Annotated in this window: 20 protein-coding genes and 1 tRNA gene; 9 read left to right on the top strand and 12 right to left on the bottom strand. The window is 64.1% G+C overall.

Annotated elements, in window-relative coordinates; genetic code table 11:
• Positions 1–16: 16 nt before the first annotated feature.
• The 5 genes from R1T44_RS05605 to R1T44_RS05585 form a co-directional block, all read right to left on the bottom strand.
• On the bottom strand, positions 17–361 hold the full coding sequence (locus R1T44_RS05605; RefSeq protein WP_317292763.1) for a hypothetical protein: 345 nt from the start codon (positions 359–361) through the stop codon (positions 17–19).
• 141 nt (positions 362–502) lie between these two features.
• Positions 503–907, bottom strand: coding sequence for a dihydroneopterin triphosphate 2'-epimerase (gene folX, locus R1T44_RS05600; RefSeq protein ID WP_175088383.1), 405 nt, complete (start codon positions 905–907; stop codon positions 503–505).
• 86 nt (positions 908–993) lie between these two features.
• Positions 994–1,545 carry a GTP cyclohydrolase I FolE gene (gene folE, locus R1T44_RS05595; RefSeq protein WP_043332418.1) on the bottom strand — a complete coding sequence of 184 codons (552 nt, stop codon included), beginning with the start codon at positions 1,543–1,545 and terminating at the stop codon, positions 994–996.
• 334 nt (positions 1,546–1,879) lie between these two features.
• Positions 1,880–2,977 carry a serine/threonine protein kinase gene (locus R1T44_RS05590; RefSeq protein ID WP_317292762.1) on the bottom strand — a complete coding sequence of 366 codons (1,098 nt, stop codon included), beginning with the start codon at positions 2,975–2,977 and terminating at the stop codon, positions 1,880–1,882.
• Positions 2,978–3,159: 182 nt separating this feature from the next.
• Positions 3,160–3,771: a ComF family protein gene (locus tag R1T44_RS05585; protein ID WP_317292761.1), complete on the bottom strand. Its 612-nt coding sequence runs from the start codon at positions 3,769–3,771 to the stop codon at positions 3,160–3,162.
• Positions 3,772–4,191: 420 nt separating this feature from the next.
• Here R1T44_RS05585 and bioB point away from each other — a divergent pair, with 420 nt between their 5' ends.
• The 6 genes from bioB to R1T44_RS05555 all read left to right on the top strand — a co-directional run bounded on the left by bioB (position 4,192) and on the right by R1T44_RS05555 (position 9,458).
• Positions 4,192–5,370, top strand: a complete 1,179-nt coding sequence (gene bioB, locus R1T44_RS05580) for a biotin synthase BioB (protein ID WP_317292760.1) — start codon at positions 4,192–4,194, stop codon at positions 5,368–5,370.
• Between the two features lie 6 nt (positions 5,371–5,376).
• Positions 5,377–6,729 (top strand): aminotransferase class I/II-fold pyridoxal phosphate-dependent enzyme, encoded by a 1,353-nt coding sequence (locus R1T44_RS05575; RefSeq protein WP_317292759.1) that lies wholly within the window; start codon positions 5,377–5,379, stop codon positions 6,727–6,729.
• Complete coding sequence (locus R1T44_RS05570; RefSeq protein ID WP_317292758.1) at positions 6,726–7,571, top strand: alpha/beta fold hydrolase; 846 nt, start codon at positions 6,726–6,728, stop codon at positions 7,569–7,571. Before R1T44_RS05575 ends, R1T44_RS05570 begins: the two co-directional genes overlap by 4 nt.
• A gap of 1 nt (position 7,572) precedes the next feature.
• Positions 7,573–8,427 carry a methyltransferase domain-containing protein gene (locus R1T44_RS05565; RefSeq protein ID WP_317292757.1) on the top strand — a complete coding sequence of 285 codons (855 nt, stop codon included), beginning with the start codon at positions 7,573–7,575 and terminating at the stop codon, positions 8,425–8,427.
• 58 nt (positions 8,428–8,485) lie between these two features.
• Positions 8,486–9,274 (top strand): dethiobiotin synthase, encoded by a 789-nt coding sequence (gene bioD, locus R1T44_RS05560; protein WP_317292756.1) that lies wholly within the window; start codon positions 8,486–8,488, stop codon positions 9,272–9,274.
• A 99-nt stretch (positions 9,275–9,373) separates the two neighbouring features.
• Positions 9,374–9,458, top strand: a tRNA-Leu gene (locus tag R1T44_RS05555).
• A gap of 240 nt (positions 9,459–9,698) precedes the next feature.
• On the opposite strand, the gene R1T44_RS05550 is transcribed toward R1T44_RS05555, so the two are convergent.
• The gene (locus tag R1T44_RS05550; RefSeq protein WP_317292755.1) at positions 9,699–10,070 is read right to left on the bottom strand and encodes a hypothetical protein; all 372 of its coding nucleotides are present in this window, start codon (positions 10,068–10,070) and stop codon (positions 9,699–9,701) included.
• 134 nt (positions 10,071–10,204) lie between these two features.
• Complete coding sequence (locus R1T44_RS05545; RefSeq protein ID WP_317292754.1) at positions 10,205–10,591, bottom strand: YnfA family protein; 387 nt, start codon at positions 10,589–10,591, stop codon at positions 10,205–10,207.
• 171 nt (positions 10,592–10,762) lie between these two features.
• On the opposite strand from R1T44_RS05545, the gene R1T44_RS05540 reads away from it, so the two are divergent.
• Both R1T44_RS05540 and R1T44_RS05535 read left to right on the top strand, forming a co-directional pair.
• The gene (locus R1T44_RS05540) at positions 10,763–11,215 is read left to right on the top strand and encodes a nucleoside diphosphate kinase regulator (RefSeq protein WP_153635215.1); all 453 of its coding nucleotides are present in this window, start codon (positions 10,763–10,765) and stop codon (positions 11,213–11,215) included.
• Positions 11,216–11,436: 221 nt separating this feature from the next.
• Positions 11,437–11,982 carry an Mpo1 family 2-hydroxy fatty acid dioxygenase gene (locus R1T44_RS05535; protein WP_317292753.1) on the top strand — a complete coding sequence of 182 codons (546 nt, stop codon included), beginning with the start codon at positions 11,437–11,439 and terminating at the stop codon, positions 11,980–11,982.
• Positions 11,983–12,120: 138 nt separating this feature from the next.
• On the opposite strand, the gene R1T44_RS05530 is transcribed toward R1T44_RS05535, so the two are convergent.
• From R1T44_RS05530 to R1T44_RS05510, 5 genes are all read right to left on the bottom strand, one after another.
• Entirely contained in the window at positions 12,121–13,950 is a 1,830-nt protein-coding gene (locus tag R1T44_RS05530) for an acyl-CoA dehydrogenase C-terminal domain-containing protein (protein ID WP_317292752.1), read from the bottom strand.
• Positions 13,951–14,243: 293 nt separating this feature from the next.
• The gene (gene cobA, locus R1T44_RS05525; RefSeq protein WP_317292751.1) at positions 14,244–15,449 is read right to left on the bottom strand and encodes a uroporphyrinogen-III C-methyltransferase; all 1,206 of its coding nucleotides are present in this window, start codon (positions 15,447–15,449) and stop codon (positions 14,244–14,246) included.
• Between the two features lie 263 nt (positions 15,450–15,712).
• Entirely contained in the window at positions 15,713–16,990 is a 1,278-nt protein-coding gene (serS, locus tag R1T44_RS05520; RefSeq protein WP_043332430.1) for a serine--tRNA ligase, read from the bottom strand.
• Between the two features lie 131 nt (positions 16,991–17,121).
• On the bottom strand, positions 17,122–17,487 hold the full coding sequence (gene crcB, locus R1T44_RS05515) for a fluoride efflux transporter CrcB (RefSeq protein ID WP_317292750.1): 366 nt from the start codon (positions 17,485–17,487) through the stop codon (positions 17,122–17,124).
• Between the two features lie 267 nt (positions 17,488–17,754).
• Positions 17,755–18,639 (bottom strand): hypothetical protein, encoded by an 885-nt coding sequence (locus R1T44_RS05510; protein WP_054555055.1) that lies wholly within the window; start codon positions 18,637–18,639, stop codon positions 17,755–17,757.
• A gap of 358 nt (positions 18,640–18,997) precedes the next feature.
• Here R1T44_RS05510 and R1T44_RS05505 point away from each other — a divergent pair, with 358 nt between their 5' ends.
• A complete protein-coding gene (locus tag R1T44_RS05505; RefSeq protein ID WP_317292749.1) occupies positions 18,998–22,243 on the top strand; it encodes an FAD-binding and (Fe-S)-binding domain-containing protein in 3,246 nt (1,081 codons plus the stop codon).
• Positions 22,244–22,302: the final 59 nt, after the last annotated feature.

Genomic DNA, 22,302 nt, shown 5'->3' with positions numbered 1-22,302 from the left:
AGATGCGGGCGTGGCGCTAGATCCACAACCCTGCCAGTACTAGTACCACGATGGCCAGCCCGGCGAGCCACCAGCGCTTGCGCGTTGCCGGCCTGGCGGCGTCGGCCTTGGGCCCGGGCGCCTCGCCGGCCTCGCTCTCGGGCGGCATCGAGACGACTCGCCGCGCCTTCTGCTGCTTGATTCGCGCATTGAAGACCTGCACTGCACGCCCGTCGCGAAGCTCGAAGTCCACCGCCAGCCCCGGCCCCGGCAAGCCACGCCCGCGCCAGCCGACCAGATCGAAGGCGTGCTCACCGCCCTTCTCGTCCCGAATGGTGCCCTGCTGTTCTGCATCATCGAAATGGATGATTTCCCCGATCACATCATGTCTCCCGACTCTTCAGACTTCTGCGCCTGACTTTCTCGATATGTGAGCTTCTCGACATCTGACTTTCTCGATATCTGAGCTTCTCGACACCTGAGCTTCTCGACACCTGAGCTTCTCAACGCCTGCCCGGGGCGACTAGTCATGCGCTTCGCGACTGTCCGACAGGGTGACGGACACCGAGTCAGAGAAGCGCAAGGCATGCGGCTTGTCGATCTCGACCTGCGCCGTCAGCACCTGTTCGTGCGCCATCACGATATCCAACACCTCACGGGTCATGCGTTCGAGCAGCGCGAAGCGCCCTTCCTCGACATGACGGATCAACTGCTTGGTGATGGTACGGTAATTGAGCGCTTCACTGATGTGATTGAACTGCACGGCGCGTGCCGCGCGATAGCGGATCACCACGTTGATCACGACATCCTGGCGGTTCTGGATCTCGTCTTCATTGATCCCGATATAGGTTCTCAGGCGCAGATTCTTGATGCGAATGGTGGCGAGGTCGTGATCGAGATGTTCATCGTGCAAGGCATGCATCGGCATCGGCAGGGACTCCTGATCAAGGGAAACGCGCGAGATGACTCCCAGACAAGAACGCCGCCTCGAAAGGCGGCGTCTTCACTCTGCTGTCAGCTGATCAACGTCAGGAATTCCTGACGGGTCGGCTGATTGTCGCGGAAGGCGCCCAGCATCACGGACGTCTTCATGCTGGAATTCTGCTTTTCCACCCCACGCATCATCATGCACATGTGACGCGCTTCGACCACGACGGCCACACCACGTGCACCGGTGACCTGCTGAACGGCCTCGGCGATCTGTTTGGTGAGGTTTTCCTGAATCTGCATGCGTCGCGAATACATGTCGACGATACGCGCGAACTTGGACAGACCGAGCACCTTGCCAGACGGCAGATAGGCGATGTGGCACTTGCCGATGAACGGCAGCAGGTGATGCTCGCACATCGAGTAAAGCTCGATGTCCTTGACCAGTACCATCTCGTCCGTATCGGAGGTGAAGACAGCGCCGTTGACGATCTCCTCCAACGACTGTTGATAGCCATGAGTCAGGTACTGCATGGCCTTGGCCGCGCGCTTGGGCGTATCCAGCAGGCCCTCACGCTCTGGATCCTCACCCAACGCGGTGATGATCTGGCGGTAGTGGTTGGCAATCTCTTCGGTCATCCGTCTGCCTATGGTATCGGTCAGGGGCGCGCACTAGCGCACGCATAGCAGGGGTAAAGCACAAAAGTCATACACAAGCGATCAGATGGCAAGAAATCGTATAACTTCGTGTTCAATGTCAGGGCCAGATTCTACCTCAGGCATGCCGTCAACGCAGGTCTGTTCACGCGATTGTCGTATCCGTGCAACACATGCGCCCCCATCGGTAACCGATGGGGGCGCATGAAGGGGCGATGTCACTCACTTCGCCAAAGGGGCTCAGGCCTCGCGACGACCTTCAGGTCATGTCACGACTGCCAGGCCATTTCACGACTGCCAGGCCATGTCGCGACCGCTAGGCCAGCCAACGCGGCGCAGACAGCGCGACGCGCTGCTGTTCCAGGCTGCGAATGTGGTCATCCCAGTAGCCCAGGCTTGCCACGTGCGAGAAGGCCTGCGGGAAGGCGGGGTCCGACCAGCGCCGCACCACCCAGGCGCTGTGACGCACCATGCGCAGTGTGCGCAGGGTCTCGATCCACTTGAGCTCGCTGCGATTGAACTCACAATGCTGCTCGTAGCCCTCCAGCACTTCGGACAGCTGCATGTGCAGCTCCGGGTCGCTCTGACCGGTCAACAGCATCCACAGGTCCTGCACCGCCGGGGCGCTCAGGCAGTCATCGAAGTCGACCAGCGCGAAGCTGTCATCACGCCCCAGCATGTTGCCGATGTGGCAGTCGCCGTGGGTACGAATCAGGGCGCTTTCCGGCCAGCTCTGCTCCGCGACCAACGGGCGCAGTGCCTCGATGACGCGCTGGTAGCTGTCGCGCTGGCGCTCACTCAGCCAGTCGGAGGCCAGTACGCTGGCGCAGCTCTCTTCGAGAATCCGCAGCGGCGAGAGCGTCTCCCGCTCGCGAAACGCGCTCTTGCGCCCCACCGCGTGCACGCGACCGATCAGCTCACCCAGCTGATAGAGGTGCTCGGCAGATTCAAGCTCCGGCGCGCGCCCCACCACATGCGGGAAGAGAGCGAAGTCGAAGCCTTCGAATCGATGCAGCGTCTCGCCGGCCTCGTTCGCCCACGCGGGGGCGCCCGGAACACCGGCCTCATCCAGCTCGGCCAAGAAGGCGTGCTCCTCGAGCATCTGGGCACGGCTCCAGCGCTCGGGGCGATAGAACTTGGCCACCCAGCGGCGTCGGTCATCATCGGCGAGATGGTAGACACGATTCTCGTAACTGTTCAGCGCGAACGGCTCGCCGGGCAACCAGAAGCCCAGCGATTCGACAGCGGCCACGACACGGTCCGGCGCGAGAGCATCGAAGGGATGAACACGCGTGTCTCCATGGCCCTCTGGCGCGGATGTCGTCGACCAGGTGTTGCCATTGGAGCGCGCATCCAACTCGCGCGAGGTGCCGGAAGATTGCGAGTCATCGGGGGAAACAGGATCAATAGGCATGGCAATTCCTCGGGCATGGACCAGCAAACGGCTGCCGGACCTTGCATGCTATGAGATTAGACCCTCTGCACGCCAGTCTTCTCCCTGATTGACCCCGCCTGCCCGCTGAGCTCAACGCCCGTTTCGAGGCTCAGCCCCGGCGGCATGTGTCGGGCAGCTCTACTTCGTGTCGCGTTTGCGGGTCACAGCGCCCCGCGCAAGGCCAGGGGAGTCCGCGCCAGCACGCAGGCATCGACCTCACGGGCACCGGCTCGCAGGCAGGCCTGAGCAAGACTGTCGAGCGTCGCACCACTGGTCATGACGTCATCGATCAGCAGCACGTGCTCGGGCAATAGGCCGTCAATGTCATAACGCCCACGCTGCGCTTTCAGACGCCCGCGCCTATCCCGCAGGCGCTGATCCGGCGCTGCCCTGGCCACCGCGACTGACGCCTCGTGCGGCATGCGCCTGTCGCGCACCCGCGCCATATCCTGCGGATGGCCAGCAATGACGGGGCCCAGCCCGCGACACAGCTCCGCCAGCGCATCATGGCCGCGCTGGCGACGACGATAGGCGTCTGCCGGTACCAGCAGCACTGCGCCGTGAGGGTGCGTCTGGCGCCACTCGCGACAGAAGTGCGCGAGCTCCCGCTGCATGAGTTGGCGCAGCAGTCGCCCAGCGCGGCGCTGATGCTGGTCCTTGTAGCGCTGGAACAGCCCCGCCAGCAGCCCTTCATAACGCAGCGGCGCAAAGCAGCGCGCAAAGGCGGGCGGTGACGACAGGCACCGTGCACAGGCCTGCTGACTCAATGCCAATGAGGCGACAGGCTCAGCACAACGCGGACAGGCATGCTGATTGCGCGCGATTCTCGCCTCGCAGGCGTCGCACCACTCGCGGCGCGATGACAGCTCTCGCTCATGACGCGAGCGAGTCGCTAGAGAGGAAAATGAATGGGTAGGTGAAACTGAAGCGCTCTGCCGTTCGGTCGCGCCGGACATGGCTGTCGTCAGCTGACGCTGACAGAAGGCGCAGGGTCGCGACAGCTGCCAGTGGTCAACCAGCAGAGCTCTCATCGTTGACAGCGCCCACGGAAACTCTATCATCTCAGTTAACCTGACCTTACTCGATGCGTTGACTGGCCACTTGCCAGCTCGGCTGCCGACTCCCGGACTCACCCACGGATGACCGGCTCAGCGCGCTCTCGCTCTGCCCGCCTGATGAAGGACCTCAAGCTCATGACCGTAGAAGCCTCCCGCGTGACAACACAAGCCACGAATATCCCTGCGCCTGCCGATGACAGCGTGGTACGCCATGACTGGAGCGTCGCAGAAATCGAGGCGCTGTTCGCCCTGCCCTTCAATGACCTGCTGTTCCGTGCCCAGCAGGTGCACCGCCAGCACTTCGACCCGAATGCGGTGCAGGTCTCCACCCTGCTGTCGATCAAGACCGGCGCCTGCCCGGAAGACTGCAAGTACTGCCCGCAGTCCGGCCACTACAACACTGGCCTTGGCAAGGAAAAGCTGATGGAGATCGAGAAGGTGGTCGAGCAGGCACGTGCCGCCAAGGACGCCGGCGCCAGCCGCTTCTGCATGGGTGCGGCCTGGAAGAGCCCGCGTGAGCGCGACCTCGAAGTGGTCACCGAGATGGTGCGTCAGGTGAAGTCGCTGGGACTCGAGACCTGCATGACGCTGGGCATGGTCGATACCGATCAGGCCAGAAAGCTCGCGGATGCCGGCCTCGACTACTACAACCACAATCTGGACACCTCACCGGAGTACTACGGCGAGATCATCACCACGCGCAGCTACAGCGAGCGCCTGGACACCCTGGCCAGCGTGCGCGAAGCCGGCATGAAGGTGTGCTCCGGCGGCATCCTCGGCATGGGCGAGACCACCACCGACCGTGCCGGCCTGCTGCGTCAGCTGGCCAATCTGGAGCCGCAGCCGGAATCGGTGCCGATCAACATGCTGGTCAAGGTAGCGGGCACGCCGCTGGAGAATGTCGATGATCTCGATCCCATCGAGTTCATCCGCGCCATCGCCGTGGCGCGCATCATGATGCCGAAGAGCCACGTGCGCCTGTCCGCCGGCCGCGAGCAGATGGACGATTCCACCCAGGCACTGGCCTTCCTCGCCGGCGCCAACTCCATCTTCTATGGCGAGCGCCTGCTGACCACCGGCAACCCGCAGGCCAACCGTGACCGCGAGCTGTTCGAGCGCCTCGGCCTGCACCCGGAGACCCGCCAGGAAGTCGCCAGAGACGAAGTGCGCGAAGCCGCCCTGAAGGCTGCCATGGAAGAAAAGGCACGCGCCAATGTCGAGGGCAGCCTGTTCTATGACGCCACGCGCGAGGCGACGCCCGCCAGCAGCGAAGGCCAGGTGCGCGAACGCAAGCCCTGCGGCCTGGTGGTCTGATCGCTCGTGGCCACCGATACGCCCGCGCGCTCCAGCTCCCAGTCAAACGCCAGCTTCACGCATCTGGAGGACCTGCTCACTCAGCGTGAGCAGGCCGGCCGTTATCGCCGGCGCCTGACGCTGGATTCCCCCCAGGGCCCCCACGTCAGCCTCGCTGGGCAGGCAGCCGATGCAGAGGCGTGCCCGCTGCTCAACTTCACCGCCAACGACTATCTGGGGCTGGCCAACCACCCGGCACTGGTCGAGGCCGGCTGTCGCGCGGCGCGTGAATTCGGTGTCGGCAGCGGCAGCGCTCATCTGGTCAATGGCCACCAGCGCGCTCACCACCAGCTGGAGGCTCGTCTGGCCGAGCTGACCGGGCGGCCACGCGCGTTGCTGTTCTCCACCGGTTTCATGGCCAATCTGGGCGTGATCGATGCGCTGGCGAGCGCCTCGCGCGAGGCCGGTCGCAGCCTCGAGATATTCCATGATCGCCTCAATCACGCCAGCCTCCTCGACGGCGCGCGCCTGGCATCCTCCGGCACCACTGCCGTGCGCTCGCGTCGCTTCCACCACCGCGATCTTGAAGACCTCGAGCGCCAGCTGGCGCGCTCCCCGGCCGACGACAAGCTGGTGATCAGCGATGGCGTGTTCAGCATGGATGGCGACTGCGCCGATATCGCGGGCCTGAGCCAGGCCTGCGCCCGGCACAACGCCTGGCTGATGATCGACGATGCCCACGGGCTGGGCGTGCTGGGCGTGCATGGCGAAGGCCTGGTCGGGCGCGATACCCCGCTGGCTGACGTGCCGGTATTGGTCAGCACCCTGGGCAAGGCGCTCGGCAGCAGCGGCGCCTTCGTCGCCGGCAGCGATGCGCTGATCGAGAGCCTGATCCAGCTGGCGCGTCCCTACATCTACACCACCGCGCAACCACCGCATGTTGCCGCCGCTACCCTGGCGGCGCTGGATATCGTCGCGCGCGAGCCGCAGCGTCGTGAGCGATTACAGGCCCGCGTGCAGCAGTTCCGTGAAGGTTGTACGCATCTGCTGGCGGGCAGTGGGCTCGCGCTCGGGCTGTCGTCAACCGACAGGGAGGCATCTTCTGCCGCGCTGACCCCGATTCAGCCACTGATTCTGGGCAGCGAGGCGCGGGCCTTGGCCTGGAGCGCGGCACTGCGCGAGCGTGGCGTACTGGTCTCGGCCATCCGCCCGCCCACGGTGCCCGCCGGCAGCTCGCGCCTGCGCTTCACCTTCTCCGCCGAGCACACGGCCGAGGATATCGCGGTACTGCTCGACGCTCTCGAAGCGGTACTGGCAGCGGAAAAGGCCCAGCCCCACTCTTCTTCCCCAACCATCAGCCCAGAAGGAGTCACGCCATGACGCTGACTCGTCTGGTGCTGTTCAGCGGCTGGGGCATCGATGCGCGCATCTGGCAGCCCTTGATCGCCTGCCTGCATGCACGCCTCGCTCACGTCACTGAGACAGATGAGCAGGCAGATAAGCAGGCAGCTGACGAGGCAGATGACGAGGCAAAGAGTTGCCCGCTGGAGATCATCGCGCCGGATTGGCCAGAAGAAGGCCCGCAAGCCGAGTCGCGGACAGACTCACAAGAGCCGTCCGCCTCGCAAGCTTATTCACTGGGCGGCACCGATACCCTGTGGCTGGGCTGGTCGCTGGGTGCCCTGCGGGCCGAGGCGCTGGCGAAGAAGCAGGCGCCGGCCGTCCTTGTCTCGCTGGCCATGGGGCCAAGCTTCATCGACCAGGCCGCAGCTGAGCAGATGATTCCCGCCCTGGCACCAGAGGTGCTGGAGGACTTCCGCGCAGCCTTCGCGCGCAACCCTGCCGCCAGCTGGCAACATTTTCTGCGCTGGCAGGCCAGTGGTGAGGCCTCTGCGCGTGACTGCCTCAGACAATTGCGCGAACTGATCGGTCGTCACCCCGTCAGTCGCGAAGCGGTGCTAGCGACAGGACTGGCGGAACTGGCCAGCCGCCAGATGTCACTGGCGCCTCAATCAGAGTTACCGCTCGAGTTCTGGCTCGGCAAGCAGGACCCGCTACTGGCGCCGGGCCTGAGTGCGGCGCTGCGCGCGCAGGGCCAGATGGTCGCGGAATTCGAGGGTGGCCACTGCCTGCCATTGAGCGCGACCGAGGCGCTTGCCGATGCCCTGCTCACGCGCATGGGCCTCGCCACCCACGTCACGCACATCAGCGAGGAGGCCTGAGATGTCGATTGCCGTCAGCGTGCCGCCTGCAGAGCTTGCAACGCCCCCGCTCACGCCTGCCACGAGCCGCCAGCAGGTTGCCCGCGCCTTTGATCGCGGCGCTGCCGACTACCTCACGCTGGCGCAGGCGCAGCACGCCATGGCGGCCACTCTGTTCGCCTCGCTCCCTGAGCGGCTGCCGGCCGATGCCCGTGTGCTCGATCTCGGTTGTGGGCCCGGACATTGGACCCTCGAACTGGCGCAGCGCTACTCTGGGGCTTGCTGCATGGGGCTGGATCTCTCACTTGAGATGCTGCGTGAAGCCGCACGCCAGACGAGCGAGCTTGCGAGTGGCAGCCCTGAGCGCCTGAACTGGCTGCGCGCCGATGCCGAGCGCCTGCCACTGGCCGATGCGAGTCTGGACCTGGTGTTCTCGAGCCTGGCCGTGCAATGGTGCGACAGCCCTCGGCAATGGCTCGCGGAACTGTCACGCACCTTGAAACCCGGCGCTCGAGCGCACATCAATACCTTGGGGCCCGGCACCCTCAAGGAAGTACGCCATGCCTGGCAGCGTGCGGATGATTCCGTGCGCCACTTCCCCAGCGCCGCCCATCTTGCACGCCATGCAGAAGCCGCCGGATTGCGCTGCCACTGGCAGTTACGCCCGCGGATATTTCACTATCCCGATGTCGCCGCGGTCATGGCCTCGATCAAGGGCATCGGGGCACAGACCGCCACTGGCCGGCGCCTGACACGCGCCGAGGTACAGCAGGCCAAGGCGCGGCATGAAACGTTGCGTACCGCAAAGGGATTACCTGTAAGCTATCAAGTCATTGAACTTGTGCTCGAAAAACCGTTCAGAATTGCGTACGAATAACACTGATACTTTGCTTGAAGGCAATTACCTGCCTCGCTCGGATACAATGAAAACTGATATGAAAACCGCGGACAGCTCGTCACGGGACACTGCTTTGCCTGCGAGAGCCGAACATGGCATCGCCGCCTTCGTGACCGGTACCGATACCGAAATCGGCAAGACCTTCATCGCCAGCGCCCTGCTGGCACGTGCTCGCCTGCGCGGCTTGACCACGCTGGGCCTCAAGCCCGTGGCCTCTGACTGCTTCGAGAATCACGATGGTCTGGTCAACGCCGACGCCCTGTCATTGCAGGCGCAGTGCGAACCGGAAGCGGATTACGAAAGCATCAACCCCTGGCGCTTCGCGCCGGCCATCGCGCCGCACATTGCCGCGCGTCAGGTGGGTGTCAGTCTCGAGGTGGCGAAAATCGCGGCGCATGTGCGGGGCCAGCAGACAAGCGCACCGCGCGACCTGCTGCTGGTGGAAGGCGCTGGCGGCTGGCGGGTACCGCTGAATGACGATGAGGATTTCTCGGACCTGGCCATCGAGCTGGGCTTGCCGGTGATTCTGGTCGTCGGGCTACGCCTGGGCTGCATCAATCATGCGCGCCTGACGCTCGAGGCCATCGAACGCGATGGGCTGGAGATCGCCGGCTACGTCATCAACCATCTGGAAGCGGATATCGAGGTCAGCGAAGACAACATGGCGACGTTGTCACGCACGCTGCGGGCCCCCTGCCTGGGCGTCGTGCCGTGGATGTGCGATGAAGATCTTTCCAATACACGCCACGCCGCCGAGCGCGCCGCCAGCTATCTGCAACTGCCCTGCGGACTGGAATCACGTAGCGTGCATGTCGTGCCGGAGTGAGGCGCTGAAGGCGCAGCACAAGGCGGGGGATTTCAGGGGATAATCGACACAAGCGATTGACTTGAAAGGCATCACAGGTAAAATGCAGCCCTGCTTCTCGCGGAAGTGGTGGAATTGGTAGACACGCCAGATTTAGGTTCTGGTGCCGCAAGGTGTGGGGGTTCGAGTCCCCCCTTCCGCACCATCAGCATACTCTGCTGATGCTCCCCAACTGCCTCGCGCAGTCAGCAAGTCCTCCCGCTTTTGCCTGTCGTGCATGCGTCGTGTCATCTGACGCCTTCTGCACCCATCATCATCGTCAGTGCCTTCCCGTCGGTTGCTATACCCGTTTCACGCCCGCGCTCTGCGTTACTCTGCTTTGCAAACAACCTGCTTTGCGATCCCGGCCGATCTGCGGTGCGGCATTCGCGCGTCTGGACGAACCTCAGCGTCGTCTTAGGCTGTCCTGCAGATTGGCCAGGCTGACACGCGCCTGATCCAGCAACAGCTGGCGCTCTTCACGGTCATGATGCGCGGCATGCGCCGCGGCGAGCTGCAGGTTCACGTATTCGATTCCGCTGGTGAAACGATAGAACTCGCGACGCGAGGCCACCTGGCGAAAGGCGTCGAGCAGCGAGGGATCAAGTGCCAGCCGCTCACCACGCGCAACGTCTGGCTCCGCCTCCACCAATGCCGATAGCAGTGATTGCACGGCCTGATTCCATTCCTCTCTGCGCGGCCGACAGCGACCGAGCCAGAAGCCGATGAAACCGCCGATGCCAAGGCCGCCCAGCCCCCATAACCATTCCCACTGCATGCTGGTGCCTCATTGCGTCAGATCGAATCCCGAGGGTCATTGCCTCATCTTGGCGCAGTATACCCAACAATGAGCGCTCTCATGCTCAACGCCCGACATATTTAATAAAATACTAATAAACAAGACATCTGCGCTCATTGCGCACGGGCGCCCAGCACGATGATGGCGCTGCCCGCCAGGCAGACCAGTGTCCCCAGCAGGTCCCAGCGACTGGGCAACTGCTGCTCGACCAGCCACAACCAGGCCACTGACGCGGCGATATAGACACCGCCATAGACGGCAAAGGCGCGCCCGGCGTGACTGACGTCGACCAGTGAAAGCAGCCAGGCGAACAGCGCCAGGCTGAGCATGCCGGGAACCAGCCAGCCGGGGCTGCGTTCCAGTTTCCACCAGGCCCAGAAACTGAAGCAGCCGGCGATCTCGGCGAGCGCCGCCAGCGGATATATCCAGAAAATCGACATCGATGAGTCTCGCGTGAGATTGGCAGCCCTGGGTGACAGCGCCATGAAAGTTGTCGGCATCAGACGACTCCCACACCCCGTCAAAAGCCGCTAGGATTAATTAGCGGACAATCCATGGACAAGCACGGTCGATGGATTCCCTGTCCGTCTCCCCGTATTGACCAAGCCAGGATTGGCGCCGTCTTGCTGCGCATGATATCGCGCAGTGACTCGATAACAAGGAACCCCACGATGACTCGGCAACGACTGATCATCAACCGCCTGGATGCTGACCGCCTCCAGCGCCTGATCGACGCTCAGCAACACGATGATGAGCTGTCCCTTCGCCTCGAAAGCCGCCTGATCCAGGCAGAGATCGTGCCCCCCGATGACTTCCCCGAAGACCGCGTCAGCATGCGCAGCCGCCTGCGCCTCAAGGGGTCGCGCTCCGGCGATAGCGAGCTGACACTGCACTACCCTACCCCGGAGGATGGTGAGTGCATGTCGCTGCGCAGCCACCTGCCGCAACCCGAAGAGCAAGAGACCTCACTAGCGCTGTGCATCATGTCACCACTGGGCATCGCGCTGCTGGGAATGGCGGTTGGCGAGCAGATCACGCTGCCCCGGGAAGATGGCCAGAGTGACGTCATCCGTCTGGAAGCCATCCTGCATCAGCCGGAAGCCTGCGGTCAGTTCCATCTCTGAAGGGCCAGGGCCACTTGATTCACGCCTGAAAAGTGCCGGGTTCGACAGTCAGCCCTGTGCTGACACAGGCTGGCAGCGCAGCAATACGCTACGCTGACAGGAGCCAGCAGGGTTGCCGGACCCTGCTGGCTCACGCCATTGCTCCTTGACATAACACGCCATCGATCCCGCTGCGCATCTGCGCATGCGGGCATTTTCAATGTCTGTCTGGAGAATGCCTCATGGATATATTATCGCACCCTCATGTCAAGACAGCCGCCCACCGGCGTCTGCATGAAGCACTCGAGCACTACGCGGCCAGTCATCAGCATCGTGAGAACATCCGCATGCATCTTGTCTGCGTGCCGGTCATCTTCACTGCCAGCTTGATCCTGCTGTGGAGACTGCTCGGGGGGCAGGGGCTATCGAGTGAACCGGGGCTGGGTGTGTGGATGCTGCCCGGTGGCGTGGTCACCCTGGCGGTCCTGGCCGTCTATGCGCGCTTCTCTCTCAGGGTACTTGGCGTGATGGCCGTCTGGGCCCTGGCAAGCCTGGCGCTGATGTTCGTGATGCTCGGGCTCAACTGGCCGGTGACACCGATGATGCTGGCAGCCTTCGTGGTCGCCTGGATCGGTCAGGTCGTCGGCCATCGTATCGAGGGCCGCAAACCGGCCTTCCTCGATGATCTGCGGCAGCTGCTGATCGGCCCGCTGTTCGTGCTGGTCGAGCTGTTCCCCGCCATGCGTGACTGGCTGCTGAAGCAGAATGAGCCGACCGAGCGGTCATGAGCGGCCAGTGGGCATGCAAGCTTGCCGACACGGCCCGATGGACAGGGATTCCGACAACACAAATAGCCCAGCGACCTGACACGGTCGCTGGGCTTTTCATTGGACGCTACTGACGGTCACGGTATCTTGTGACTTGCGTCATTGCTCCGGCGCGAAATCCTCGAGACTGAAGGCCATCAATGGAGCTGCGCCAGCACTGATCTGGGCTTCCAGAGCGACGGCGCGCGGCAGCACGCGTGCCACGAAGTACTCCCCGAGCGCCAGCTTGCGGCGATAGAAGGCCTCACCGCTGGTCCCTGCTTGCGCCAGTCCATGCGCCGCAGCACGCGCCATGCGCAGCCACAGATAGCTGTAGACACACAGCCCTGCCAGATTGAGGTAGTCACAGGCCGCCGCGCCCAGCTCTTCCGGGTTGTCATCGGCGCGGGCCAGCAACTGCTCCGACACTCGCTCCAGACGCGCCAGCTCCGTCTTGCACGCCTCGGCGAACGGACGGGTCTGGGCGTCGTCGGCCTGACGCTCAAGCTCGGCTCGCACCAGGGCGGCAAAGCTCGCCACATGGGCGCCACGGTTGCGGTAGAGCTTGCGCCCGACCAGATCCATCGCCTGAATGCCGTTGGTGCCTTCGTAGATCATCGCGATGCGTGCATCGCGCACGTACTGCTCGGCGCCCCACTCCACGCAGTAGCCATTGCCACCATAGAGCTGCTGCGCCATGACGGTGGCATCGAAGCCACGGTCGGTCAGCAGCGCCTTGGCGATCGGCGTCATGAATTGCACCAGCGCATCCGCGTCGGCCTTCACCGCGTCATCGGCGTGATATTTGACGCGGTCCAGCTGCTGGCCCACGAAGACGGCAAAGGCGCGCCCGGTCTCGTTCCAGACGCGCACCTCAAGCGCCATGCGCCGCACGTCAGGATGCACCAGAATCGGGTCGGCCGGCTTGTCAGGCGCCTTGGCGCCTGTCGGTGCCCGGCTCTGCAGACGCTCGGCGGCGAAGTCCATCGCGCTCTGATAGGCCACCTCGCCCAGCCCCAGCCCCTGCAGGCCGATGGAGAGACGCTCGTAGTTCATCATGGTGAACATCGCCGCCAGCCCCTGATGCGGCTCGCCGATCAGCACGCCTTCGGCACCGTCGAAGTTCATCACGCAGGTCGCGCTGCCCTTGATGCCCATCTTGTGTTCGATGGAGCCACAGCTGACCGCATTCGGTGCCGTCAGCTGGCCATCGGCATCAAGCAGGTGCCTGGAGACCAGAAACAGCGAGATGCCACGCGTGCCCGGCGGCGCATCCGGCAGCTTGGCGAGCACCAGATGCACGATGTTGTCGACCATGTCGTGCTCGCCGCCGGTGATCCAGATCTTGGTGCCGGTGAGACGATAGCGCGGCAGCCCCAGCAGCGGGTCATCGCCCTCGAGGGGTTCGGCACGGGTGCGGATCAGGCCGAGATCCGTGCCGCAATGCGGCTCGGTCAGACACATGGTGCCCAGCCAGTCGCCGGCATACATGCGCGGCAGAAACACCTGCTTGACGGACTCCGGCGCATGGCTATCCACCGCCAGACAGGCGCCGGCATTCAGTGCCGGATAGAGCGCGAAACTGGTATTGGTGGCGTAGAGCATCTCTTCAAAGGCCACGGTGAGCATCTTGGGCATGCCCTGGCCACCGTATTCAGGGTTGCCGCCCAGCCCCATCCAGCCGCCTTCGGCGAGTACCCGATAGGCCTCCTTGAAGCCCTTGGGTGTCGTGACGTGGCCATTCTCGAAACGTGCGCCCTCGGCGTCACCGCTCAGGTTGAGCGGCAGCAGCTCGGCCTGGGTCACGCGCGCACCTTCCTCGAGAATCGCCTCGGCCAGCTCGACATTCACCTCTTCGGTGGCTGCCATGCCCGCCCATTCCTGCTCGGCGGCGAACACCTCATCGAGAATGAAGCGTGCATCCTTGAGTGGCGCCTGATACTTGGCCATATCACTGTCCTCACTGACTCATGTGCCTAGGGCTTTCGCGAAAGACTTGCCTCTCACCCCGTGATGAACGACGGGCTTCGCTCAGCAGAATTCAAACGATTGCTTGAAACAATAGGCGCAATCAGATGCCACGTCATCTCGACCTTGGCCCAAGAGCCGCCCAGCCATGCACCAGCACGATGATCAGGCCCGCGACAACCAGTCCAACAACGCAAGACGCCGCCCCGGGGTTACCGAGGCGGCGTCTTGTCACTGCTCATGTCGCTGCTTTTAGCGCTTTCGCTACGGTCGCTCTAGACCGATACCACATTGGCCAGCGGCGTCGGGTGCTTGCCATCTTCCCACCCCAGGCTGCTGTTGGCATTCGGCGAGAACCACTTGAGCGAATCGTGCAGCTTGACCACATCCCCGACGATGATCAGCGTCGGCGGCTTGAGGCCCTGACCGGCGATCTGCGCCGGCATGTCCGCCAGCGTTGCCACATGCACACGCTGACGTGCGGTGGTGCCCTGCTCGACCAGCGCGGTCGGCGTGGACGCCGCCAGACCATTGGCGATCAACTTCTCGCAGATCAGACCCAGGCTGCCGAGCCCCATATAGAAGACCAGCGTCTGGGCCGGACGCGCCAGCGCCTCCCAATCCAGGTCACAGCTGCCATCCTTCAAGTGGCCGGTGACGAAGCGCACCGACTGGGCGTGGTCGCGATGAGTCAGCGGGATACCCGCGTAAGCCGCGCAACCGGAAGCCGCCGTGATGCCCGGCACCACCTCGAAGCTGATGCCGGCGCCGGCCAGGGTCTCGAGCTCTTCCCCGCCGCGCCCGAAGATGAAGGCGTCACCACCCTTCAAGCGCACCACGCGATGCCCGGCGCGGGCGTAATCCACCAGCGCCTGATTGATGCCTTCCTGCGGCACGCTGTGATCGCTGCGCGCCTTGCCGACGTACAGGCGACGCGCCTCCGGATTGGCCAGCGCCAGAATCTCGTGACTGACCAGGCGATCATGAATGATGACATCGGCCTGCTGCAGATGGCGCAGCGCCTTGAGCGTCAGCAGCTCCGGATCACCCGGCCCCGCGCTGACCAACGCCACCTGGCCATGCGTGCCCGTGAAGCGGTCCTCCTCCTTCACGGGCAACACCGCCTCGCCGGCCACCAGGCGTGGCGGCAGGCGCACGCTGGAGTCCCGGGGGTGGCTCGGCGCGAACACCATCACGTGCTGCTCGCGCGCATGACGCAGGATGCCGCGATCGCGCCCTTCGCTGCCGGTGGCGACCAGCCATAGCTGGCCGGGGGCCGGCACGGGCAACAGGGTATCGGCAACCTCCCAACCTTCACGACCACACAGGGTCTCCAGCATCGGCATGCGGGCATCGCCGTAGACACACAGGTCTGCACCGAGGCCGGCGAAACGCTCGGCCAGCGCGACAGCCTCCTGGCCGCCACCGATCAGGCACAGCTGGAGACGTGAGGGGTCACAGGAGAGATTGAGAAATTCCATGGGGCACATCCACAAACGCGGCGAGGCTGGGGAGCAGCCTTCGATGGGTCGCATTTTAGAGCATAAGAACCACTCTCTAAAATAACCAATAAGAATAACAACCCTGGCGCTACGTTGTAGTCACGCAGAGGAAATAACGAGTGAGGGAATAACGAGTGGTGCGATCGGGCGAGGCCTCTGTCTCCGCGATAAACGAAGGCCCCCGCTTCCATGGGAAAGCGGGGGCCTTGACTACGAGAATCCACTACGGCGATTCACGCACCTCAGACGTTGATGGTTTCCACTCCGCCCATGTAGCCACGCAGCGCCTGCGGCACAGTGATGGAGCCATCGGCGTTCTGATGGTTTTCCAGCACGGCGACCAGGCAGCGACCCACGGCCAGACCGGACCCATTCAGGGTATGCACCAGCTGCGGCTTCTTCTGACCTTCGACACGCACACGCGCCTGCATGCGGCGTGCCTGGAAGTCACGGCAGTTGGAGATGGAGGAAATCTCGCGGTAGGTCGCCTGGCTCGGCAGCCAGACTTCCAGGTCATAGGTCTTGGCGGCGGCAAAGCCCATGTCGCCGGTGCACAGGGTCACGGCACGGTACGGCAGTTCCAGCGCCTGCAGGATGGCTTCGGCGTGGCCGCGCATCTCTTCGAGGGCTTCGTCGCTCTTCTCCGCCGCGACCACCTGCACCATCTCGACCTTGTCGAACTGGTGCTGGCGAATCATGCCGCGGGTATCACGGCCATAGGCACCGGCTTCACTGCGGAAGCACGGGGTATGGGCGGTGAACTTGAGCGGCAGACTGCCGGCGTCGATGATCTCGTCGCGCACCATGTTGGTCAGTGGCACTTCGGCGGTCGGGATCAGGAAGAAATCACGATCGTCGTTGAGCTTGAACAGGTCTTCCTCGAACTTGGGCAGCTGGCTGGTACCCATCAGGGAATCGCGGTTGACGATATAGGGTACGTAATATTCTTCGTAGCCATGCTCCAGCGTCTGCTTGTCGAGCATGAACTGCACCAGCGCACGATGCAGACGCGCGATGGAGCCATGCATCACGGCGAAGCGTGAACCGGTGATCTTGACCGCCAGCTCGAAGTCCAGCTGGCCCTTGAGCTCACCGAGGTCCACGTGGTCGCGCACGTCGAAGTCGAATTCACGCGGCGTGCCCCAGCGGTGCAGCTCGACGTTGTCGCTTTCGTCAGCGCCTTCCGGCACTTCGGCGTCCGGCAGGTTCGGCAGGCTGGCCGCCATGGCGTCGGCCTTGGCCTGCAGCTCATTGAGCTCGGACTTGGCGGCGTCGAGACGCTCGCCCAGATCACTGACTTCTGCCAGCAGCGGCGCGATGTCTTCGCCGCGTGCCTTGGCATTACCGATGGACTTGGAGCGGGTGTTGCGCTCGTTCTGCAGGGATTCCGTCTCGACCTGCAGGTCACGGCGGCGCGCTTCCAGCGCGGCAAAGGCTTCGGTATCCAGCTGATAGCCACGACGTGCGAGGCGCTCGGCAGTCGCTTCAAGATCAGCGCGCAGAAGTTTCGGGTCCAGCATGTGGGAAGGCTCTCTCGTCGGATCACTCAGGCCGCATCGCGGCGCGGAAAGGTTATGCGCACTAGTCTACCTCAGCCATGCCCTGCTTCGCAGCCGCCCAGGCGACAGGATGGCGCGCCCGGGCGCGGGAATCACAGCAGAACGCGTGCGATCTTCATGCCCAGCGCGACCATGCCCAGACACGCCACCACACTGACGGCGACATAGACCAGCCCCGCGAGCATGCGTCCGCTCATCATCAGATTGAGCGCCTCGAGGGCAAAGGTGGAAAAGGTGGTGAAGGCGCCGGTGAAGCCGGCCACCATGATCGCCTGCCAGACGGGGGCCAGCTTGAGCTCCTGGGTCACCCAGATGAACAGGAACCCCATCAGGCAGCTGCCGATCAGATTGACGCCGAGGGTCCCCCACGGGAAACCACGCCCGGCGGCGGCGCCGATCCAGCCACTGACAAGATACCGTCCCAGCGCCCCGATGGCGCCGCCCGCTGCTACTGCCAACCAGGTTCCCATGTGCCTTGTATGCCCCGTGCTCGATTCATTGCGAGTGAGCGCTGGGCAACGCCATGGATCGGCCGCCAGCCACTCTGGCACCCGAGGGTGCCGCCTAGCGCTCTATTGTAGGAAAATCGCCAGCCACGGGGAATCCACGACTCACGAAAGGCAGGTTGAACAAAGCACGACACCCGCGATGCGCCTCCTGACCAATGGGCATCGCGGGTGTCTGAGGGGTGGCTGAGAGCGGAAGACATCAGGCGGCAGAGCGTCTCATTCACTGCCGGGGGACGCACTGCCCTGCTCGATCTCCGCGCGCAGTTGCTCCAGCACATGCTGCCATTGGCGGTGTGCGCCTTCCTTGCCCCCGAGCTGCTCCAGACCGCGTGCCGTCCAGGTGCCGGGGGTGCCGATACGCGAGGCAAGCTCGCCGGGCGGGGTATCGGGGTGGGCTTCCATCAAGGCCAGCGCATCACGCAACTGCGCCATCAGCAACAGTCGCGCCTGGGGGCCGCTCATGCCGGGCACCGTCTGGAACCAGTCGAGCAACGCCTGCTGTTGCGCCATCTGCCAGGCATTCACGCAGACCGCCAGCATGCTGGCCTCGAAGGCCGCTTCATCATCGAAGGCGATGATCTGCCGGACCGCCGGCCCGAGCAGGTCGCGCGTCAGCGGGTCTTCCGGATAGAGCGTGAGGGCGCTCTGCCCTTCACAGACCGCCAGCCCCGTCATCACCCGCACCACTCGCGCCGGCGCGAACCAGCGCTGCAGCTGCTGCAGTGGCACACCGGCCGCCAGCACCATCAGGTGATGATCCTTGCTCAGTGCGTGGCTTTCACGCAGCTCACTTGCCAGTGCCTCGAGCTGCTCTGGCCGCACCCCGACCAGCATGCACAGGCTCGATTCACACACCGCGACGTTGCTTACGTGGCGGATGGCACCGAAACGCCAGCCCAGACGGTGACTGCGCACGTCGTTGCGCGGCGAGAGATGAAATTCCAGATCATGCCGCGAGCGGCCTTCGCGCTGACAACCGCGCGCCAACGCGACCAGCAATGACTCCGCCAACTCCCCCACCCCCAGCACTCCCAATCGCGTGGGCGGCTGGCGAGACTCGCGATGACAAGTGGAGGTCGAGGAATAGGTGGACGATGCCATGAGCTAACTCCTGATGACTCAGCGGAAGAGGGAAGACAGCTTCAAGGGAAGAAACGGAGGGGATACGCCATGACGGCCTGCCTTGTGATGGCTGACGGTACCACTGAAGCGGTGACTGACGCCTGACAATCGCTCTCGGCGAGCGCGCATCATCCCCCTTGTTGCTTGCATTCAGGCGCACACGCCTTGCTTTGATTACTCCTCACAGCGTAGTCATTCCTCACTCCTTTCACCTGAATTCCCGTATCGCGAGTGACGCAATGCCGCGCTGGGCTGGGGCCACACGCCCAGCTCAGGTAAGCTTAGGCCCATTGGCCCTGGATGCCTGCCTGACGCGACTCACTGCCCGAGCGAGATCATGACCGAACGCCTGCTGGATATGCCCGCCCCCGTCGATTCCCTCTATCTGGACTTCCTGGCCGCCCTGCGAGATGCAGGCTTTGCCGGTGACATCAGTCCGGACTACGCCAACCGCACCGTGTTGTCGACCGACAACTCGCTCTATCAGGTGCTGCCTCAGGCCGTGGTCTACCCGCGCCATGCCGAGGATGTCCAGCGCATCGCGCGCCTCTCCCACGAGCCACGCTTTTCGGGCGTCACCCTGGCGCCACGCGGCGGCGGTACCGGCACCAATGGCCAGTCGCTCAATGACGGCGTGCTGGTGGATGTCTCGCGGCACATGAACCGCATTCTCGAGATCGATGTCGAGAACCGCCGCGTGCGCGTCGAGGCCGGCGTGGTGAAGGACCAGCTGAATGCCGCGCTCAAGCCGCATGGCCTGTTCTTCGCCCCGGAGCTCTCGACTTCCAACCGCGCCACCATTGGCGGCATGATCAATACCGATGCCTCCGGTCAGGGCAGCTGCGAATACGGCAAGACGCGTGACCACGTGCTGGCGCTCGACAGCGTTCTGCTCGACGGGACACGACTGTCGAGCCATGCCATCGATGATGCCGAACTCGAGACACTGTGCGCACGTGAGGATCGCGTCGGTGAGGTCTACCGCACCGCACGCGCGATCGCCGATGAGCGTGCCGAGGAAATCGCCGACATCTTCCCGCCGCTCAACCGCTGCCTGACCGGCTACGACCTCGCCCACCTGCGCGAGGCCGATGGTCGTTTCAACCTCAACAGCCTGCTGTGTGGTGCCGAGGGCACGCTGGGCTTCGTGGTCGAGGCCGAGCTGAATGCGCTGCCCATCGCGCCTTGCTCGACGCTGATCAACCTGCGCTACGCAAGTTTCATGGACGCACTGCGCGACGCCAAGGCGCTGATGGCGGTCGAGGGCAATCGCCCGACCTCCATCGAGACGGTGGATGACACCGTGCTCAACCTCGCCATGCAGGACTTCGTGTGGGATAGCGTCGAGGAGTTCTTCCCGGCCAGCGCCGAAGGCACTCCGGCCATCGGCGGCATCAACCTGATCGAATTCAATGCCGACAGCGAAGAGGTGCTGGATGCCAAGGTCCGCGCCTTCAGCGAGCACCTGGCCAGCGATACCAGCGTCGAGCGTCTCGGCTTCACCGAAGCCCGCGGTCGCGCGCAGATCGGTCGTGTCTATGGCATGCGCAAGCGCTCGGTGGGCCTGCTGGGCAATGTCGACGGCGAAGCCCGCCCGCTGCCCTTCGTCGAGGACACCGCCGTCCCGCCGGAGCATCTGGCCGACTACATCGCCGAATTCCGCGCCGCGCTGGATGCCCGTGGCCTGCGCTATGGCATGTTCGGTCATGTCGATGCCGGCGTGCTGCACGTGCGCCCGGCGCTGGACATGAAGGACCCCGCCCAGCAGGCGATGATCCGCGAGATCTCCGATGAGGTCGCCGCCCTCACCCACAAGTACGGTGGCCTGCTGTGGGGCGAGCACGGCAAGGGCGTGCGCTCCGAGTACTCGCCACGCTTCTTCGGCAGCCTCTACGGCGCGCTGCAGGACGTGAAGGCGGCCTTTGACCCGCACAACCAGCTCAATCCGGGCAAGATCGCCTCCCCGCGCCTGTCAGTGGCGCTGGTCGAGGACGCAAGCACGCGTGACGCCGGCGCCAGCGAAGGGGGCAGCGAAGAGGGCAGCGAAAGCAACAAGCGTGATCACGCTGACAGCGCCGTCGAGGCCTTCGACCCCCGCTTGATGCGTATCGATGACGTGACCATGCGCGGCGATCTCGACCGTCAGATCGATGAGCGCGTGTGGCAGGAATATGCCAGCGCCGTCTACTGCAACGGCAATGGCGCCTGCTACAACTACGACCCCAACGACGCCATGTGCCCGTCGTGGAAGGCGACTCGCCAGCGCATCCACTCGCCCAAGGGGCGTGCCAGTCTGATGCGTGAATGGCTGCGCCTGGAAGGCAACGCCGGACGCGACGTGATCGCCGAAGCCCAGGCTGCTCGTACCCCGGGCCTCAAGGGCACCGCCATGTGGCTGGCGCGTCTGCCGGCGCGCATCAGCGCCTCGCTCAAGGCACGCCGTGCCGGTACCGCACAGGCTGAGGGTCAATCTGACGCCAACTTCGACCAGCAGGTCTACGACGCCATGTCCGGCTGCCTGGCGTGCAAGTCCTGCGCGGGCCAGTGCCCGATCAAGGTCAACGTGCCCGATTTCCGCAGCCGCTTCCTTGAGGTCTATCACCATCGTTATCAGCGTCCGCTGCGCGATTACCTGATCGGCAGCCTCGAATTCGTGCTGCCGTGGGCCGAGCGCGTAACGCCGCTCTATAACGGCCTACTGACCAACAAGCTGGTCAGTCGTCTGCTGGAAGGCCCGATCGGCATGGTCGATGCGCCGCGCCTGTCACGCGCCAGCCTGAGTAGACAGCTCAAGAGCTGGGGCGTGTCCGAGGCGACGCCGACCCAGCTGGGCCGCCTGACCGAATCCCAGAAGGCCAGAAGCGTGATCCTGGTGCAGGACGCCTTCACCAGTCACTTCGAGGCCCAGCTGGTGATCGACATCATCGAGCTGCTGTCGCGACTCGACATCCATGTCTTCGTCGCGCCCTTTGCCCCCAACGGCAAGCCGCTGCAGGTGCAGGGCTTCACCGGCGCCTTCCAGCGTACCGCGCGTGCCCAGGCCGAGCGTCTCAAGGCGATCGCCGACTTCGGCGTGCCGCTGGTCGGCATCGACCCGGCGATGACCCTGACCTATCGTCAGGAGTACGTGAAGACCCTCGGCCCGGACGCGGTGCCCGACGTCCTGCTGCTGCAGGAATGGCTGATCAGCCTGCGCAAGCTGCTGCCGGTCGGCGTCACCAAGACGGTGCTGGGCAAGATGGACCCGGGCATGAAGCTTCTGAGCCACTGTACCGAGAGCACCAATGCCCCGGGCTCGGCCAAGGCCTGGCAGCAGGTCTACTCCGCCTTCGGTCTCAAGCTCGAGACCATCGCCACCGGCTGCTGCGGCATGTCCGGTACCTACGGCCACGAAGCGCGCAATCTCGAGACCTCGCGTGCCATCTATGACCTGTCGTGGAAGGCCGTGGTCGAAGACGACGCCAATCAGGGCAAGCTGGTCGCCAGTGGCTATTCGTGCCGCAGTCAGAGCAAGCGTTTCTCCGGCAGCCAGTTGCCGCATCCGCTGCAGGCATTGCTGCCGCTGCTGCGTCGCGCCCAATGAGTGATCGCGTCTGCCCGACGCCATCACGCGGGCACGACAGAGAAAGGAAATGAGGAGAG

Origin of the sequence: Cobetia amphilecti, assembly GCF_032923285.1 — a bacterium.
Classification (GTDB): Bacteria; Pseudomonadota; Gammaproteobacteria; order Pseudomonadales; family Halomonadaceae; genus Cobetia; species Cobetia amphilecti.
Note: the sequence above shows the minus strand (reverse complement) of the source record. Positions and strands in the feature narration are given on the sequence as shown.

What these genes read in the sequence shown, in the direction of transcription:
- folX (WP_175088383.1), bottom strand. Translation starts at nt 907, where the DNA reads ATGCCGATGCATGCCTTGCACGATGAACATCTCGATCACGACCTCGCC.
- R1T44_RS05535 (WP_317292753.1), top strand. Translation starts at nt 11,437, where the DNA reads ATGGATATATTATCGCACCCTCATGTCAAGACAGCCGCCCACCGGCGT.
- R1T44_RS05505 (WP_317292749.1), top strand. Translation starts at nt 18,998, where the DNA reads ATGACCGAACGCCTGCTGGATATGCCCGCCCCCGTCGATTCCCTCTAT.
- bioB (WP_317292760.1), top strand. Translation starts at nt 4,192, where the DNA reads ATGACCGTAGAAGCCTCCCGCGTGACAACACAAGCCACGAATATCCCT.
- R1T44_RS05510 (WP_054555055.1), bottom strand. Translation starts at nt 18,639, where the DNA reads ATGGCATCGTCCACCTATTCCTCGACCTCCACTTGTCATCGCGAGTCT.
- R1T44_RS05530 (WP_317292752.1), bottom strand. Translation starts at nt 13,950, where the DNA reads ATGGCCAAGTATCAGGCGCCACTCAAGGATGCACGCTTCATTCTCGAT.
- R1T44_RS05590 (WP_317292762.1), bottom strand. Translation starts at nt 2,977, where the DNA reads ATGCCTATTGATCCTGTTTCCCCCGATGACTCGCAATCTTCCGGCACC.
- serS (WP_043332430.1), bottom strand. Translation starts at nt 16,990, where the DNA reads ATGCTGGACCCGAAACTTCTGCGCGCTGATCTTGAAGCGACTGCCGAG.
- R1T44_RS05540 (WP_153635215.1), top strand. Translation starts at nt 10,763, where the DNA reads ATGACTCGGCAACGACTGATCATCAACCGCCTGGATGCTGACCGCCTC.
- folE (WP_043332418.1), bottom strand. Translation starts at nt 1,545, where the DNA reads ATGACCGAAGAGATTGCCAACCACTACCGCCAGATCATCACCGCGTTG.
- R1T44_RS05545 (WP_317292754.1), bottom strand. Translation starts at nt 10,591, where the DNA reads ATGCCGACAACTTTCATGGCGCTGTCACCCAGGGCTGCCAATCTCACG.
- R1T44_RS05565 (WP_317292757.1), top strand. Translation starts at nt 7,573, where the DNA reads ATGTCGATTGCCGTCAGCGTGCCGCCTGCAGAGCTTGCAACGCCCCCG.
- cobA (WP_317292751.1), bottom strand. Translation starts at nt 15,449, where the DNA reads ATGGAATTTCTCAATCTCTCCTGTGACCCCTCACGTCTCCAGCTGTGC.
- bioD (WP_317292756.1), top strand. Translation starts at nt 8,486, where the DNA reads ATGAAAACCGCGGACAGCTCGTCACGGGACACTGCTTTGCCTGCGAGA.
- R1T44_RS05570 (WP_317292758.1), top strand. Translation starts at nt 6,726, where the DNA reads ATGACGCTGACTCGTCTGGTGCTGTTCAGCGGCTGGGGCATCGATGCG.
- R1T44_RS05550 (WP_317292755.1), bottom strand. Translation starts at nt 10,070, where the DNA reads ATGCAGTGGGAATGGTTATGGGGGCTGGGCGGCCTTGGCATCGGCGGT.